Origin of the sequence: Nocardioides dongkuii (assembly GCF_014127485.1) — a bacterium.
Taxonomy (GTDB): Bacteria; Actinomycetota; Actinomycetes; order Propionibacteriales; family Nocardioidaceae; genus Nocardioides; species Nocardioides dongkuii.
On record NZ_CP059903.1, the window covers coordinates 3,795,693 to 3,811,982 of the forward strand.

Genomic DNA, 16,290 nt, shown 5'->3' on the forward strand with positions numbered 1-16,290 from the left:
GCGGTCGGCTCAGCGCAGCGGGCGGACGTGCAGCCCGACCTCGGGGTCGACGACGACCTCCTGGGCGGCGACCAGCCCGTCGACGGTGAGGGTCGCGTCGACCGGGACGTTGCGCTTGAGCAGCGCCAGCGCGATCGGGCCGAGCTCGTGGTGGCGCGCGGACGAGCCCACCCGGCCGATCACCTTGCCGGGGCCGTCGGAGCCGTCGGGCCCGGCGACCGTGATGTCGGCGCCCACGGCGGGCAGCCGGTTCTCGGAGCCGTCGAGGTGCAGCAGGGTCAGCCGCCGCGGCGGCCGGCCGAGGGTGTGCACCCGGGCGACGGTCTCCTGGCCGCGGTAGCAGCCCTTCTCGAGGTGGACCGACGGGCCGATCCAGCCGACCTCGTTGGGGATCGTGCGGTCGTCGGTGTCGATGCCGAAGCGCGGCTCGCCGCGGGCGATCCGGAGCGCCTCGAAGGCCCAGGTGCCGGCCGCGGGCGCCGCCGCCGCGGCGTACGCCGTCAGCTGGTCGCGCGGGACCAGCTCGTAGGCGTCGTACCAGCCGGTGCCGCCGCCGGCGGCCGCCGGTCGCCAGGTCACCGCGAGCTCGGCGGTCACGTCGGTGACCTCGACGCGCATCATGAACCGCATCCGGTCCAGGAACGCGACCAGCGCCGCGGCCGCGCCGGGCTCGGTGTGCGCGGTGAACGCCTCGCCGTCGTCGCGGCCGACGAAGGCGTGCTCGACGTGGCCCTGCGGGCTGAGCACCAGCGCGCCGGTCCACTGCCCCGGAGGCAGCGACTCGAGGTGCTGGGTGGTCAGCGAGTGCAGCCAGGTGAGCCGGTCCGGCCCGGCGATGCGGACGACCTCGCGGTGGGAGAGGTCGACGAACCCCTCGCCCTCGGCGAGCAGCCGCTGCTCGCCGTACAGCGAGCCGTAGTGGGCCGCCACCGGGGCGTCGATCCCGTCGCCGGACACCGCTCCGGGGAGGTCGAGCAGGGGGCTGGTCATGTGGGGCACTCCTCGCACTCGCCGAACACGGTCAGGTGGCCCACGTCAGCGACGAACCCGCGCTCCGCGCGCAGGGTCTCGACGAACGGCCGCACCATCTCCGGGTCAACCGAGTCGACCCGTCCACAATTCCGGCACTTGAGGTGGAAGTGGGTGTGCCCGGTCACCGCGTGGTACGTCGGGGCGCGGTCCGAGAGGTGCGTGTGCCGCACCAGTCCGAGCTCCTCGAGCACCTCCAGGGTGCGGTACACCGTGGAGATGTTCACCGCGCTCTGGTGGCTGCAGACCTCGGCGTACACCTCGTCGGGCGTGGCGTGCCGCAGCCTCTCGACGGCGCCGAGGATCAGCTCGCGCTGGGCGGTGAGCCGGTAGCCGCTGCCGCGCAGCCGGGCGCGCAGGTCCTCGCTCAGGTCCTCGGGCATCGGGGCGCCTCAGACCCGCTTCAGGCGGGCCCAGGTGTGCGGCTGGAGCTCCTGGCCGACCGCGGCCATGTCCTGGGCGTAGAGCAGGTCGCCCTCGACGTTGCCGTACATCCGGTGGCCGGCGGTGACCTCCTTGGCGGACTCGGTGAAGCTCACGCCGGCGGTGCGCAGCTCGACCTTGCCGCCCTCGGCCTGGCCGTACCAGATCTCGCTGATGCCGCTCATGTGGCTGAGCAGCACCTCGAGGTGGCCCTCGGGGCGGGCGCGCCAGAAGCCGGTCTCGATGGCGCCCTCGCGGACCTTCTCGCCCTGCTCGTCGATGATCCAGGCGCGCGCCATGTAGTGGAAGAACGGCCGGCCGTCGTGGGTGAAGATCAGTTCCTGGCCGAACTGGAAGGGCTCGATCGTCGGGTAGTCACCGTGGCCGTTGCCGCGCCAGGTGCCCAGGAGCCACGCGATCGGCCCGCAGTCGGGGTGGAGGTTCTGGGGGATCTCGAACGGCATGGCGCCAGTCTATGTTTGTCGGGTGGTCCGCCCTCTCCTCGTCAAGGTCACCTGCGGCGCCGACGACGCCGAACGCGCCAACCAGGGGCTCACGGTCGCGGCGACCGCGCTCGCCGCCGGCGCCGAGGTCGACCTCTGGCTCGCCGGCGACGCGGTGTGGACGGCGGTCGCCGGCCGCCCCGACCCGTTCCTCCTCGAGCACGCCGCCGCGCCGCGCGACCTGGTCGCGGCGGTCCGCGCCGGCGGCACCGTGACGGTGTGCAGCCAGTGCGCCGCGCGCCGTGGCATCGGCGAGGCCGACCTCGACCCGGGGGTGCGGATCGCCGGCGCCGCCGTGTTCGTCGAGACGGCGCTGCGCGACGGCGTACAGGCGCTGGTCTACTGACCCGGACCGACGGGCCCGCGCCGGCCCGGCACTACCCTCGGGCCCCATGAACGCCGTACCGAGCCCCGAGGAGCCCGGCGACGGCGCAGGCCGGCGGTGGCGACGTCGTACGCCGTCCGCGGGGGCGCCGGTGCCGCCCACGCCGCCCACGCCCGAGGAGTTCGCCGGCCTGATGGCCGAGGCGGCCGCGGCCGCCGAGCACGCGGTCACGCTGCGCCGCTCCGCCGAGCTCGCGGCCGCCGAGGCGCACGCCGAGCGGCTGGTCGCCGAGGAGGGCGCCCGCGACGCGATCGTGGCCCGCGAGGCCGCCGAGCGCGCGCTCGTGGCACAGCGCAGCGCCGTCGAGGAGGCGTACGCCGCGCGGCTCGCCGCCGAGGAGGCCGCGGCCCGGGCGGGCGAGGAGCTGACCGCGACCGGGCACGCCGCGACGGAGGCCGCGCGGCTGCGCGAGGCCGCCGAGCAGGCCGCCGCGGCGCAGGCCGAGGCCGCCGCCGAGAGCGCCCGGCTGCGCGATCAGGCCGAGCAGGTCGCCCGCGAGGCCGCCGAGGCGCGCGCCGCCGCCGAGACCACAGCGCGCGAGCAGGCGGAGGTGGCTGCTGCCGCGAGCGAGGCGCAGTCGGTCGCCGCTGCTGCCGCGCGGGTGGCGGAGGAGGCGGCGGCTGCCGCGCACGATCACCGGCTGGCCGGTGAAGAGTCCGCTCTCGCCCAGGCGGAGGCCGCCGAGACCGCGCACCGCGACCGGGCCGCCGCCGAGGAGGCGCTGCGCGTGGCCGCGGACGCCGCCCGGTCCGCCGCGGAGCAGCACGCCGAGCTGACCCGGGTCGCCACCGAGCAGCGCGAGGCCGCCGAGGCCGCGGCTGCCGAGCAGGCCCGCGCCCGGGAGGCGGCGGACGCCGCCGCGGCCGGGCAGGCCGACGCGGCCCGGACCGCCCACGAGGACCGGACCGCCGCGGAGAAGGCGGCCCACGCCGCGCACGAGGCACGCACCCTCGCGGAGGAGGCCGCCCGCGCCGCCGCTGCGGAGGCGGACGCCGCCCACCGGGCCCGCCGCGAGGCCGAGGAGACCGCCCGCGAGCAGGCAGCCCTGGCCGCCGCAGCCGCGAGCGCCGAGCAGGCCGCGCACGCCCTGGCGACCGAGCAGTCCGAGGCCGCCCGCAGCGCGCACGAGGCCCGCGCCGCCGCCGACCGGGTCGCCGCCGAGCACGCCGCGGCCGCCCAGGCGGCGTACGACGCCCGCGCCGCCGCCGAGGCCGCGGCCCAGGAGGCGTTCGCGGCCCGCACCGCCGCCGACGACGCCGCCCGCGACCAGGCGCACTCCGCGGACCAGGCGCACGCCGGCCGCGAGACCGCGGAGCAGGCCGCCACCGAGGCGGCGCGCTCCGCCGAGACCGCCCACCAGGCCCGCACCGCCGCCGAGGACGCCGCCCGCGAGCAGGCAGCCCTGGCCGCCGCAGCCGCGAGCGCCGAGCAGGCCGCGCACGCCCTGGCGACCGAGCAGTCCGAGGCCGCCCGCAGCGCGCACGAGGCCCGCGCCGCCGCCGACCGGGTCGCCGCCGAGCACGCCGCGGCCGCCCAGGCGGCGTACGACGCCCGCGCCGCCGCCGAGGCCACAGCCGAGGAGGCGTACGCCGCCGCGCAGGACCAGGCGCACTCCGCCGACCAGGCGCACGCCGGCCGCGAGACCGCGGAACAGGCCGCCACCGAGGCGGCGCGCACCGCCGAGACCGCCCACCAGGCCCGCACCGCCGCCGAGGACGCCGCCCGCGAGCAGGCGGAGGCGGCCAAGCGCGCTGCCGCCGCCGAGCAGGCCGCGGCCGAGGCCGCGCGCCTCACCCACGAGTCGCGGACCACCGCCGAGGAGGCGGCCGCCGCCGCCGCTGCCCGGGCCGAGCAGGCCCACCAGGAGCGTGCTGACGCCGAGACCGCCACCGCGGCCGCCCTCGCCGCGCGCGCCACGGCCGAGGCGGACGCCCGGGCCCACGCCGAGCTCGCCGCGCAGGCCAGCGCGGCGCTCGCCGACGCCGAGCGCCGCCTCGCCGAGCAGGCCGACGCGCTGACCGCCGCCCTCGCCGCGCGGGAGGCGGCCGAGGCGGACGCCGCCGAGCACGCCCGCCTGCGCGCCGCGGCCGAGGCGGCCGCCGACCAGCGTGCGGTCGACCGGCAGGCCGTCGAGGCGTCCGTGCGGCACCAGGCCGAGCTCGTCGAGGCCGCCCTCGAGGACCGGCTCGCCGCCGAGGAGCGCGCCGCCGACCTCGCCCACCAGCTCGAGGAGGCGCGCGGCCGGCTGCTGGGCGGCGGTGCCGGCGACGGAAACCCCGCCGACGAGAGACGCCGGCGCGGCCTGCACGCCAAGCTACCGGTGACGCCGGTGGCGCTAGTTGCAGGCGACGAGGCGGCCGACGAGGCGCCGATCACCTTCCAGCGCCGCCCCCAGCGCCGGGCGCTGTCCCTGGTGCTGCTCGGGGCCGCCGCCCTGGCCGCGCTCGCCACGGCGTACCTCGCCGTCACCGACGAGCCCCTCGCGCCCGCTGCGATCGCCGGCGCCGTCGTCACGCTCGTGCTGCTGGTCACCGGCCTCGTCGCCCGCTCCTCGAGCGGCTACGTCACGGTCGCCGGGGGCGTGGTCGAGATCGTCGCCGGCGAGCGGCACCACCGCTTCGACCTCACCAGCGACGGCACGGTCCTCGAGGTGCACGGGACGCCGGGACAGCGCGGCTGGCGGGTCGACTTCGTCCGCCGCAGCCTGCCGCCGATCACCGTCGACGCGCGGATGGTCGACCCGGTGGCGTTCACCCAGGTGCTGCGCCGCTGGCGCCCCGACCTGTAGGGACCCCTCAGGGGCGCAGCGCGTCCCGCAGCCGCCGCGCGATCTCCAGGTTGGCCGCCCGCGAGGTGCGGCCGACCCCGACGATGTTGAAGAAGCTGTGGATCTGGTCGGGGAACCGGCGCAGCTCCACCGGCACGCCCGCCTCCTCCAGCGCCCGCGCATAGGCCTCCCCCTCGTCGCGGAGCGGGTCGAAGCCCGCGGTCACGACCAGCGCCGGCGCCAGGCCCGCCGGCAGGTCGGCGCGCAGCGGCGAGACCCGCGGGTCGAGCGGGTCCAGGTCGCCGAGGTAGCTGCTCGTGGCGATCGCCATGAACTCGTCGGTCAGGAAGAACCCCTTCGCGAACAGCTCCGCGCTCCGGGTGTCGCGGACGTTGTCGGTCGCCGGGTAGACCAGCAGCTGGAACGCCAGCGGCAGCCCGGTCCGCGCGGCCTCGATCGCGACGCCCGCGGACAGGTTGCCGCCGGCGGAGTCGCCGCCGACCGCGAGCCGGGCCGGGTCGGCGCCCAGGTCGACGGCGTGGTCGACGACCCAGCGGTACGCCGCCAGCGCGTCGTCGTACGCCGCGGGGAAGGGGTGCTCGGGCGCGAGCCGGTAGTCGACGGCCAGCACCCGGACGCCGGACTGCTCGGCGAGGAACCGGCACGCGGGGTCGTGGGACTCCAGGTCGCCGACGAAGAAGCCGCCGCCGTGGAAGAAGACCAGCAGCGGGCCCGACTCCGGGGCGTCGGTCGGCACGTAGAGCCGGGCGGCCATCCCCGCGACCTGGAGGTCGCGCACCGACCCGACGGGCTGCCGGCCGCCCACGATGCGCGACTGCTCGCCGGTCGCGAGCCGCCCGTCGGGGATCGGCAGCGTCTCGATGCCCGCCTTCCGCGCCATCGTCTGCAGGCGCAGCATCAGCTGCACGTCGGGGGCGAGGGTCTGGCCGTCGAGGACGACCGGCGGGCCCGCGAGCCGGCGTACGACGGGCTCCGGCAGCCCGAGCAGGGCGGCCACCGTGGTGGCCTCGACACGTTCCTGGATTCTGGCCTGGATGCTCGCCTTGATGCTCACGGGGCGCAAAGGTAGCGGGTTCCTCGCGGGCCACCGTCTGTTCACCGTCCGGTGCGACACTGACGGCATGTCCGCCGAGATCATCCCGACCACCCCCGCGGAGGCCTTCCCGGAGGAGCCGTTCGACGTCGAGCCGCCGTACGTGCCCGACCACGAGGCCCTCGCCGCGGTGGAGGAGTACCGCGACCGGTTCCTGGACCGGGAGCTCTCCTGGCTGCACTTCAACCAGCGCGTCCTCGAGCTCGCCGAGGACCGGTCCCTGCCGCTGCTCGAGCGGACCCGGTACCTGGCGATCTTCACCAGCAACCTCGACGAGTTCTTCATGGTCCGCGTCGCCGGCCTCAAGCGGCGGATCGCCGCGGGCCTCGCCGTCCGCGCCGCCTCGGGGCTGATGCCCCGCGCGGTGCTGGAGGCGATCTGGACGACGGCCTCCGAGCTGAGCCGGCGCCAGGCGCTGCTCTTCCGCGACGAGATCGTGCCCGAGCTCGCCGAGCACGGCATCGAGCTGGTGCGCTGGGACGACCTGGACCGCGACGAGCAGAAGGCCTGCAAGCGGCTGTTCAAGGACCGGGTCTTCCCCGTCCTGACGCCGCTCGCCGTCGACCCGGCGCACCCGTTCCCCTACATCTCGGGGCTCTCGCTGAACCTCGCGGTGCTGATCCGCAACCCCAAGACCCTCAAGGAGCACTTCGCGCGGGTCAAGGTGCCGCCGATCTTCGCCCGCTTCGTGCCGCTCGGGAACCAGCGCTTCGTGCCGCTCGAGGACGTCATCGGCGAGCACCTCAAGCGGCTGTTCCCGGGGATGGAGGTGCTCGAGGTGCACTCGTTCCGGGTCACCCGCAACGAGGACCTCGAGGTCGAGGAGGACGACGCCGAGAACCTGCTCGCCGCGCTCGAGAAGGAGCTGCTGCGCCGCCGGTTCGGTCCCCCGGTGCGGCTGGAGGTCGAGGAGACCATCTCGCCGTCGGTGCTCGAGCTGCTCGTCTCCGAGCTCGGCGTCCAGGAGGACGAGGTGTTCCGGCTGCCCGGCCCGCTCGACCTGCGCGGGCTGCACGGCATCGCCGACCTCGGTCGCGAGGACCTGAAGTTCCCCGCGTTCGTGCCGACGACCCACCGCCGGCTGGCGGAGGTCGAGACGGCCGCGCCGGTCGACGTGTTCAAGGCGACCCGGCGCGGCGACGTGCTGCTGCACCACCCGTACGACTCGTTCGCCACCTCCGTGCAGCGCTTCCTCGAGCAGGCCGCGGCCGACCCGCACGTGCTGGCGATCAAGCAGACGCTCTACCGCACCTCCGGCGACAGCCCGATCATCGACGCCCTCATCGACGCCGCCGAGTCCGGCAAGCAGGTGCTGGTGATCGTCGAGATCAAGGCGCGCTTCGACGAGCAGGCCAACATCCGCTGGGCCCGCAAGCTGGAGGAGGCCGGGTGCCACGTCGTCTACGGCCTGGTCGGGCTGAAGACCCACTGCAAGCTCGCGCTGGTGGTCCGTGACGAGGGCGGCGCCGGCATCCGCCGCTACACCCACATCGGCACCGGCAACTACAACCCCAAGACCTCGCGCACCTACGAGGACCTCGGGCTGATCACCACCAACGAGACCATCGGCGAGGACGTCGCCCACCTGTTCAACAACCTCTCCGGCTGGTCGCGGAACGCGTCGTACGACGAGCTGCTGGTGGCGCCGGACTCGGTGCGCACCGGGCTGGTCGACCAGATCCACCGCGAGATCGCCCACCACGCCGCGGGCCGGTCGGCGCGGATCCGGCTCAAGGCCAACTCGGTCGTCGACGAGGCGATCATCGACGCGCTGTACCTCGCCTCGCAGGCCGGCGTGCCCGTGCAGCTGCTGGTGCGCGGCATCTGCGCGCTGCGCCCCGGCGTACCCGGCCTGTCGGAGACTATCGAGGTGCGCTCGATCCTGGGCCGGTTCCTCGAGCACAGCCGGGTCGCGTGGTTCGAGAACGCCGGCGAGCCGGTCGCGTGGATCGGCTCCGCCGACATGATGCACCGCAACCTGGACCGCCGGGTGGAGGTGCTGGTGCGACTGCCGCACGCCGACTCGATCGCCGCGGTCGGCGACCTGCTCGACCTCGCCTTCGCCCCCGACACCTCCGCGTGGGTGCTCGACAGCGCCGGGGACTGGAAGCGCAACGACGGCGTCGTGGACCTGCAGGAGACGCTGATCGAGCGCCAGCGGCAGCGGCGGCCACTTGTCTGAGATCACGTCCCCTGGGCCCCGGGTCCGCCTCACTTTCGCCGGAGCGCTCGCCACCCCCTAGCATGTGGTCGTTTGCTTCCCGCTCCCCAGGAGTTCCACGTGGCTTCACGTTTCAGACCGGTCGAGAACGCTTTCTACGACCTCTTCACCGAGGCCGCCGGACACCTCGTGACGGGCTCGGCGATCCTCGCCGAGATGCTCGCCGACGGTGCCGACCACCCAGCCGTCGCCCAGCGCATGCGCGACGCCGAGCACGCCGCTGACGAGACGACCCACGCGATCATCCGGAAGGTGAACTCGACGTTCATCACGCCGTTCGACCGCGAGGACATCTACTCGCTCGCCTCCGGCCTCGACGACGTCATGGACATGATGGACGAGGTCGTCGACATGATCCTGCTCTACGAGGTGAAGTTCCTGCCGCCGGAGACGCTCGAGCAGGTCGAGGTGCTGCAGCGCTGTGCCGAGCTCACCGCGGCCGCGATGCCGAACCTGCGCTCGATGCAGTCGCTCGAGGAGTACTGGATCGAGATCAACCGCCTCGAGAACACCGGCGACAAGAACCACCGCCGGATCCTGGCGGGCATCTTCAGCGGCGAGTACAAGACCATCGAGGTGCTCAAGCTGAAGGACATCGTGGAGTCGCTCGAGGACTCGATCGACGCCTTCGAGAAGGTCGCCAACACGGTGGAGCAGATCGCCGTCAAGGAGTCCTGACCTGTGGAGCTCGCGATTGTCGTCGCGGTGGTCGTCGTCGCCCTCGTCTTCGACTACACCAACGGTTTCCACGATGCCGCCAACGCGATCGCGACCTCGGTCTCGACGCGGGCGCTGACCCCACGCGTCGCCCTGGCGCTCGCCGCGGTGATGAACTTCGTGGGCGCGTTCCTCGGGCAGAAGGTCGCGAAGACCGTCTCCGAGGTCATCACGTTCCCCACGGAGATGCTGGAGACGAACGCCAGCCATGCGCTGGTGGTCGTGATGGCCGGCCTCATCGGCGCCATCACCTGGAACATGATCACCTGGTACTACGGCCTCCCCTCCTCCTCCTCGCACGCCCTCATCGGCGGCCTGGTCGGCGCGGCCCTCGCGGCCGGCGTCACCGTCTCCTGGGACACGGTGATGGACAAGGTCGTCATCCCGATGCTCATCTCGCCGCTCTTCGCCTTCGGCGTGGGCTTCATGGTGATGCTCGCGATCATGTGGATCTTCCGCCGGGTCAACCCGCACAAGGCCAACCGCGGCTTCAAGCTCGCGCAGACCGCCTCGGCGGCCGCGATGGCGCTCGGCCACGGCCTGCAGGACGCCCAGAAGACGATGGGCGTCATCTTCCTGGCGCTGCTCGCCGGCGGGTACGTCGGCGCCAACGAGGACCTGCCGCTGTGGGTCATCTTCGCCGCCGCCTTCGCGATCTCGGCCGGCACCTGGGCCGGTGGCTGGCGCATCATGCGCACCCTCGGCCGCCGGATCATCCACCTCGACCCGGCCCGCGGCTTCGCCGCCGAGACGGTCGCCGCCTCGGTGCTCTACACCACGGCGTACGCCTTCGAGGCCCCCATCTCCACCACCCACACCATCACCTCCGCGGTCATGGGCGTGGGCGCCACCAAGCGCTTCTCCGCCGTCCGCTGGGGCGTCGCCCGCTCGATCGTCGTCGCCTGGGTCTCCACCTTCCCCGCCGCCGGCGCCGTCGCCGCCTTCGTCTACGTCGTCTGCCGGTACGTCTTCCAGCTGCCGTAGCGGTTTCTTCGGGGTAGTCCGGCACGTTTCGGTCGTCCCCAGAGTCATCTGACAACCCGAACGTGCCGGACTACCTCCCACACAGGCCACCAGAGGTCTGCCGGGATAGTCCGGCACGTTTCGGTCGTCCCCAGAGTCATCCGACAACCCGAACGTGCCGGACTACCTCGGGCCAGGGTCACGCGGCCCGGTAGCGCAACAACCGCTCGCGTACGTCGGGCGGCAGCGCCCGCCGTTGGTCGACCGACCAGGTCGGTCGCCACCAGGGCGGCGGCTCGATCGTCCAACGACGGTCCTCCGTCGGCCGGCGGGTCCCGCGCTCATGAGCTGCCCAGAACCTGGGCACGACCAGGCCCACGGGATCCTTCATGTGAGGGGCCAGCACCTCGACGTACTCGAGCCCGAGCGCCCGGAGCTCCTCCTCGCGCGCAAGGTCCCGCGCCCGTCCGGCCGTCGTGAGGTGGACCGAGCCGTTGTACTCGACCGCCACGCCGGCCTCGACGTCGAGGAGGTCGGGGGTGGCGACGTGCCGGCCTGTCCGGTCGAAGACCGGCTGGTTGCAGAGCGGCCGAGGCAGTCCCGCGTCGATCATCCACACCTTGCGGGTCGAGACCTCGAGCGGCGACCACGCGTTCTCGTCGGCCAACGCGAGCCCGGCCCGACACTGCGGGATCCCCGTCCAGCCGTTGAGCGTGGCTGCGTACGCCGCCGCCTCGCGGACCGAGCACACGTCGTCGCGCGCCGCCATGTCCATCGCGACCATCGCGCCCTTCAGGTCAGGTGCGTGCCGCATCTCGAAGCAGACCGAGCGCGGCACCGTCGTGACCCTCAGCCCGTCGACCACGACCATCTCGTCCGGCGCGAGCCGTTCCTCGACGACCCGGATCCCGCCCTGCGACCGGATCCAGTCGAGCGTCGCGATCTCCACGGGCCGCTCGGTGAGACCGTCCTTCTGCAGACCCGAGAAGTACTGCGCGCCGCACCACCGGAGCGCGGCCCACCCCGTGATCGCGCCGTACGCCGGCAGCACGGCCGCCGCCTCCACGATCCGCTGCTCGGGGCGGGACGCATCGACGTCGGCAGGCACGTAGAACCCCCTGCTCGTACGCCGCCATCCCGAGCCGCGGACCTGCCCCCGGGTGGGACCGGTCCACCCCGCCGGGTCGACTCTCGCGGGCCCGATCGTGTCGCGCGGACCCTGCGGGGGCTGGAAGCTCGTCGCCATGCCGGCACTGTCCGCCGGCGCTCAGCATCCCCGCTCGTGCTCGATCCCGCCGGTGGACAACCGAGGTAGTCCGGCACGTTGTGGTCGGAAAACGGCCCGTCCGACGACCGGAACGTGCCGGACTACCCCAGAAGACCCCGCCCAGAGCCCGCCCTCAGCCGAAGCGACCAGAGATGTAGTCCTCGGTGCGCTTGTCGGCGGGGTTGGAGAAGATCCGACTGGTCTGGTCGAACTCCACGAGCAGGCCGGTGCGGTTGCCGGTGGTCTCGTCGGGGCGGGCGGTGAAGAACGCCGTGCGGTCCGAGACCCGGGCCGCCTGCTGCATGTTGTGGGTGACGATGATGATCGTGTACTCGCTGCGCAGCTCGAGCATCAGGTCCTCGATGCGCGAGGTGGCGATCGGGTCGAGCGCCGAGCAGGGCTCGTCCATGAGGATCACGTCGGGCTTGGTCGCGATCGTCCGCGCGATGCAGAGCCGCTGCTGCTGACCGCCGGAGAGCCCGTACGCCGACTGCTTGAGCTTGTCCTTGACCTCGTCCCAGAGCGCCGCGCCGCGCAGCGCCTCCTCGACCAGGTCGTCCATGTTCGCGACCTTCATGCCGGTCACCCGGGGACCGTAGGCGATGTTGTCGTAGATCGACTTCGGGAACGGGTTCGGCTTCTGGAAGACCATCCCGATCTGGGTGCGCACCGCGATCGGGTCGACGTTGCGCGCGTAGATGTCCTGGCCGTGGTAGGACACCACGCCCTCGACGCGCGCGCCGGGGACCAGGTCGTTCATCCGGTTCAGGCAGCGCAGCACCGTCGACTTGCCGCAGCCCGACGGGCCGATCAGCGCGGTGATCTCGTTCTTCCCGAACGCCAGGCTGACGTCGTGCACGGCGTGGAAGTCGCCGTAGTAGACGTTGAGCCGCTCGGTCTCCATCACCGGGTTGGGCGGTACGTCGGGCAGCTCGCGGTCGAAGGCCTGGTGGACGGACAGGCCGCCTTCGGCGTCGTCGACGGGTCGCGTCGACGTGGTGGCGGGGTGGGTGGACATGGACGCTCCTACCAGGATCGCTGGAACTTGTTGCGGATGAAGATGGCCAGGGCGTTGAGACCGAGGATCATCACGAGCAGGACGACGATCGCGGCGGAGGCGGCGACCTGGAACTCCTCCTTGGACTGCGAGGTCAGCGAGAAGATCTGCATGGGCAGGGCGGTGATCTCGCTGAGCAGCCCCTCGGGGTCGAACCGCACGCCGGTGGCCAGGCCGACGATGATCAGCGGCGCGGCCTCGCCGATCGCGCGGGACAGCCCGAGGATCGTGCCGGTCGCGATGCCGGGCACCGCGGAGGGCAGGGTCTGCCGCCAGGTCGTCTGCCAGACCGTCGCGCCGAGGGCCAGGGAGCCCTGGCGGATCTCCTGCGGCACCGCCCGCACCGCCTCGCGGGTGGTGATGATGATGACCGGGAGGATCAGCAGGGCGAGCGCGATCGCGCCGCCGAGCACGATGCCGGTGCGCTGGAAGCCCATCGCGGCCATCACCGCGACCGCCAGCAGGCCGTAGACGATCGCCGGCACGGCGGCGAGGTTCTGCAGGTTCAGCTCGATGAGGCGGTTCCACCAGCGGTTGCTGTCCGAGAACTCCTCGAGGTACAGCGCCGCAGCGATGCCGAGCGGTACGGCGAAGAGCGCCGTGAACAGCATCAGCCACAGCGAGCCGAGGATGCCGGCCCGGAAGCCGGTCGACTCCGGGTGCACCCGGGAGCTGTAGTCGGTGATCAGCGCGCCGTCGAAGCGCGGCGCCCCGGTGATGACCGTGTCGAGGATCAGGACCACCAGGACCATCACCCCGAAGAACAGGGAGAACCACAGCGCGCCCAGGAAGACCAGCGAGGCCAGGCCCCGGTCCCTGCTCCGGCCGGTCGCCACGGAGGCGTTGACCGCCTCGGTGACCTCGCGGGCGGTGGTGACAGCAGCGCTCATCAGTAGACCTGCCTGAACCGGCGGACCAGGGCGATGCTGATCATGTTGATCACGAAGGTGATCACGAACAGCAGCATCCCGACCGCGAAGAGGGTGTTGTACGACGTGGAGCCGACGGGGTTCTCCCCACCGGCGGTGGTGGCCATGAAGCCGGTCATCGTCTGCATCCCGTCACGCGGGTCCCAGGACAGGTTGCGCTGGGCCCCGGCGGCGAGCGCGACGATCATCGTCTCCCCCACGGCCCGGGACATCCCGAGCACCACGGCGGCCGCGACCCCCGAGAGCGCCGCCGGCAGCACCACGCGCAGCGTGGTCTGCATCCGGTTGGCACCCATGGCGAGCGAGCCCTGGCGCAGCGACTGGGGTACGGCGGACAGCGCGTCCTCGGACAGCGACGCGACCGTCGGCACGATCATCACGCCGAGCACCAGCCCCGCGGCGAGCGCGTTGGTGAACCCCACGTCGAGGTTCAGCAGGTCCTGCAGCAGCGTCGGGGTGACGAACGTCAGCGCGAAGAAGCCGTACACGACCGACGGCACGCCGGCGAGCAGCTCGACGGTCGGCTTGAGCACCTTGCGCGCCCGCCGCGAGGCGTACTCCGAGAGGTACATGGCGGCGCCGAGCCCGAGCGGCACCGCCACCACCAGCGCGATCACGGTGGTCATGGCGGTGCCCGCGACGAGCGGCAGCACGGCGTACGGCCCCTCGGTGGTGAAGAAGTCGCCGAACGGGACCTCGCGGAAGAAGTCGATGACCGGCTTGATGAGCGCGGCGATGATCCCGACGGTCACCAGGACCGAGAGGAGCGCCGCGCAGAAGAGCACCGCCTTGATGACGGACTCGACGGGCCGCCGACGGCGGCCGAGATTGGGTACGCCGGGCAGGCCCGTCCCGGAGGACGGGCCTGCGCCGGTGCTGATCGTGCTCATGCGAGCGGGAGCCCTTCGTTCCTGGTCAGGAGGTGGAGACGCCCTCGAGGGCCGTCTGGGTCTCCCCGTACAGCTCCTCGCTCAGCGGGATGAACTGGCCGATCTCGGCGATGTCGGCGAGGTTCTCGATGTAGAAGTCGACGTACTCGCGGACCGCCTCGTTGTCGTTGTACTTCGCGTTGTTGACGTAGATGAACAGCGGACGCGCGAGCGGGGTGTACTCGCCGGCCTGGGCGGTCTCCGCCGAGGGCGCGACGCAGCCGTTGCCGTCGTCGATCGCGAGCGCCTTCAGCGAGTCGGCGTTCTCCTCGAAGTAGGTGTAGCCGAAGTAGCCGGTGCCGCCCGGGGTGCCGGCGACGCCCTGGACCAGGACGTTGTCGTCCTCGGAGGCCTCGTAGTCGGTGCGGGTCGTCTCCGACTCGGCGCCGATCACGTCGCTGGCCATGTAGTCGAAGGTGCCGGAGTCGGCGCCGGGGCCGAAGAGGGCGATCTCCTCGTCCGGGAAGCTCGGGTCGATCTGGTTCCAGCGGGTCACCTTGCCCTCGGAGTCGGGGCCCCAGAGGGCGACGACCTGCTCGGTGGTGAGGCAGTCGACGGCGAGGTCGGGGTGGACGACCATGGTCATCGCGTCGGTGGCCACCTGGAGCTCGGTGTACTCGATGCCGTTCTCCTCACAGAGCGCGGCCTCGTCCTCCTCGATCGGGCGGGAGGCGTCGGAGATGTCGGTCTCGCCGGCGCAGAACTTCTCGAACCCGCCGCCGGTGCCGGACTCGCCGACGGTGACCTTGACGTCGGGGTTCTCCTCGGCGAGCAGCTCGGCGGCCGCGTCGCTCATGGGGAAGACGGTGGAGGACCCGTCGACAGCCACGCTGCCGCTGGCCCCGCCGCCCTCGCCGTCGCCGCCGTCGGCGTCGGCACCGCCGCACGCGCTCAGAGCGAGGGCCAGGACGGCGATGCCGGGCACGACGGCCCGGCGGATGGGGGTGAGCTTCACTTCTTGCTCCTCGACTGATCTCGGTGATGACACCGCCGAAGGTAAGGAGCCGAGGTGTATGGACCCGGGGCCGAGGGTGAACGAACGGTGAACTCGACCGGGCAGCTCGGAGTCGCGCCCGGCGTCAGGTCAGCGGGTGCCGCTCCGTGGCCCGGACCGAGCCGGCGCGCAGGTGCACGACGAGCAGCTCGCCGGGCTCGAGGTGCGGGTCCGCGAGGCCGAGGTGGTCGAAGACCCGGGGCAGCACCGGCCGGTGGGTGCACAGCAGGCCGCCGACCCGGTCGTCCGTCGTCTTCCGGACCAGCCGGTCCACGACCCGGCCGACCCCGCTGTCGGTGGCGTCCTCCTCGCTCAGCGCGTCCCGCAGGCGCAGCCGCGCGCCGCTGGCCCCGACGTACGGCGTGACCGTCTCGACGCATCGGATCGAGCTCGAGCTGACCACCTGCCGCACGTCGTACGCCGCGAGGACCGGCACCAGGTCGCGCGCCTGCTGGAGCCCGGCGTCGGCGAGCGGGCGGATCCGGTCGTCCTCGCGCCAGCCGTCCCGCGGGAGCGCCTCGCCGTGGCGCAGCACCAGCAGCGGCAGCGTGCGCGGCAGGAGGCCGAGCGCCTCGTCGAGGGTGCCGCGGTCGTAGGGGTAGGTGAGCCGCTCGTGCGCCTCGTCGAGGTCCACCCACGCGACCGCGTCGATCTCGTCGTTCACCTGGTAGCGGCGGACGTCGTCGTCGCCGATGACCCGGCCGACCCAGTAGTCGACGGTCTTCATCCGCTCGCCGACGGCGTACCGCTGCGGCGGCAGCGGCGGCCCCAGCCGCACCCGCAGCCCGGTCTCCTCCTCGACCTCGCGGACGGCGGCCGCCGTACGGTGCTCGCCGCGGTCGAGCTTGCCCTTCGGGAAGGACCAGTCGTCGTGCTGGCGGCGGTGCACGAGCAGCACCTGCCCACCGGTCCGGAACACCACGGCGCCGGCGGCGAGGACGTCGGGGGCCTGGGCCATGGCGCTAGTCTCACACCACCCCGCCGACCTGAGG

The 16,290-nt window shown here is 73.2% G+C and carries 15 protein-coding genes; 5 read left to right on the forward strand and 10 right to left on the reverse strand.

The features are described 5' to 3' along the window. Positions 1-9: 9 nt before the first annotated feature. The 3 genes from ygfZ to H4O22_RS18380 are packed head-to-tail and all read right to left on the reverse strand — an operon-like array spanning position 10 to position 1,916. A complete protein-coding gene (gene ygfZ, locus H4O22_RS18370; RefSeq protein ID WP_182524756.1) occupies positions 10-990 on the reverse strand; it encodes a CAF17-like 4Fe-4S cluster assembly/insertion protein YgfZ in 981 nt (326 codons plus the stop codon). After that, positions 987-1,412, reverse strand: a complete 426-nt coding sequence (locus tag H4O22_RS18375) for a Fur family transcriptional regulator (RefSeq protein WP_182524757.1) — start codon at positions 1,410-1,412, stop codon at positions 987-989. Before H4O22_RS18375 ends, ygfZ begins: the two co-directional genes overlap by 4 nt. A 9-nt stretch (positions 1,413-1,421) precedes the next feature. Then, positions 1,422-1,916 (reverse strand): heme-binding beta-barrel domain-containing protein, encoded by a 495-nt coding sequence (locus H4O22_RS18380; protein ID WP_182524758.1) that lies wholly within the window; start codon positions 1,914-1,916, stop codon positions 1,422-1,424. A gap of 22 nt (positions 1,917-1,938) precedes the next feature. Between H4O22_RS18380 and H4O22_RS18385 the strand changes: the two genes are divergently transcribed. Further along, positions 1,939-2,301 (forward strand): DsrE family protein, encoded by a 363-nt coding sequence (locus H4O22_RS18385; protein ID WP_182524759.1) that lies wholly within the window; start codon positions 1,939-1,941, stop codon positions 2,299-2,301. A 46-nt stretch (positions 2,302-2,347) separates the two neighbouring features. Beyond that, positions 2,348-5,128 (forward strand): hypothetical protein, encoded by a 2,781-nt coding sequence (locus H4O22_RS18390; RefSeq protein WP_182524760.1) that lies wholly within the window; start codon positions 2,348-2,350, stop codon positions 5,126-5,128. 7 nt (positions 5,129-5,135) lie between these two features. Here H4O22_RS18390 and H4O22_RS18395 read toward each other — a convergent pair whose 3' ends face one another. Further along, entirely contained in the window at positions 5,136-6,182 is a 1,047-nt protein-coding gene (locus H4O22_RS18395; RefSeq protein WP_244963022.1) for an alpha/beta hydrolase, read from the reverse strand. A gap of 67 nt (positions 6,183-6,249) precedes the next feature. Here H4O22_RS18395 and H4O22_RS18400 point away from each other — a divergent pair, with 67 nt between their 5' ends. The 3 genes from H4O22_RS18400 (at position 6,250) to H4O22_RS18410 (ending at position 10,143) form a co-directional block, all read left to right on the forward strand. Next, on the forward strand, positions 6,250-8,403 hold the full coding sequence (locus tag H4O22_RS18400) for an RNA degradosome polyphosphate kinase (RefSeq protein WP_182524761.1): 2,154 nt from the start codon (positions 6,250-6,252) through the stop codon (positions 8,401-8,403). Positions 8,404-8,502: 99 nt separating this feature from the next. Continuing rightward, on the forward strand, positions 8,503-9,120 hold the full coding sequence (locus H4O22_RS18405) for a DUF47 domain-containing protein (protein WP_182524762.1): 618 nt from the start codon (positions 8,503-8,505) through the stop codon (positions 9,118-9,120). A gap of 3 nt (positions 9,121-9,123) precedes the next feature. Next, the gene (locus H4O22_RS18410) at positions 9,124-10,143 is read left to right on the forward strand and encodes an inorganic phosphate transporter (RefSeq protein ID WP_182524763.1); all 1,020 of its coding nucleotides are present in this window, start codon (positions 9,124-9,126) and stop codon (positions 10,141-10,143) included. Positions 10,144-10,321: 178 nt separating this feature from the next. Here the strand turns inward: H4O22_RS18410 and H4O22_RS18415 are convergent, their stop codons facing one another. From H4O22_RS18415 to H4O22_RS18440, 6 genes are all read right to left on the reverse strand, one after another. After that, positions 10,322-11,230 (reverse strand): PDDEXK family nuclease, encoded by a 909-nt coding sequence (locus tag H4O22_RS18415; protein ID WP_182524764.1) that lies wholly within the window; start codon positions 11,228-11,230, stop codon positions 10,322-10,324. A 292-nt stretch (positions 11,231-11,522) separates the two neighbouring features. Further along, entirely contained in the window at positions 11,523-12,293 is a 771-nt protein-coding gene (gene pstB, locus H4O22_RS18420; protein ID WP_220451433.1) for a phosphate ABC transporter ATP-binding protein PstB, read from the reverse strand. Between the two features lie 122 nt (positions 12,294-12,415). Further along, positions 12,416-13,336, reverse strand: a complete 921-nt coding sequence (gene pstA, locus H4O22_RS18425) for a phosphate ABC transporter permease PstA (RefSeq protein ID WP_182524766.1) — start codon at positions 13,334-13,336, stop codon at positions 12,416-12,418. Further along, positions 13,336-14,265, reverse strand: a complete 930-nt coding sequence (gene pstC, locus H4O22_RS18430; RefSeq protein ID WP_182524767.1) for a phosphate ABC transporter permease subunit PstC — start codon at positions 14,263-14,265, stop codon at positions 13,336-13,338. Before pstC ends, pstA begins: the two co-directional genes overlap by 1 nt. Before the next feature lie 25 nt (positions 14,266-14,290). Continuing rightward, on the reverse strand, positions 14,291-15,259 hold the full coding sequence (locus H4O22_RS18435; RefSeq protein WP_182524768.1) for a PstS family phosphate ABC transporter substrate-binding protein: 969 nt from the start codon (positions 15,257-15,259) through the stop codon (positions 14,291-14,293). Between the two features lie 124 nt (positions 15,260-15,383). Then, positions 15,384-16,256, reverse strand: coding sequence for an NUDIX hydrolase (locus H4O22_RS18440; protein WP_182524769.1), 873 nt, complete (start codon positions 16,254-16,256; stop codon positions 15,384-15,386). Positions 16,257-16,290: the final 34 nt, after the last annotated feature.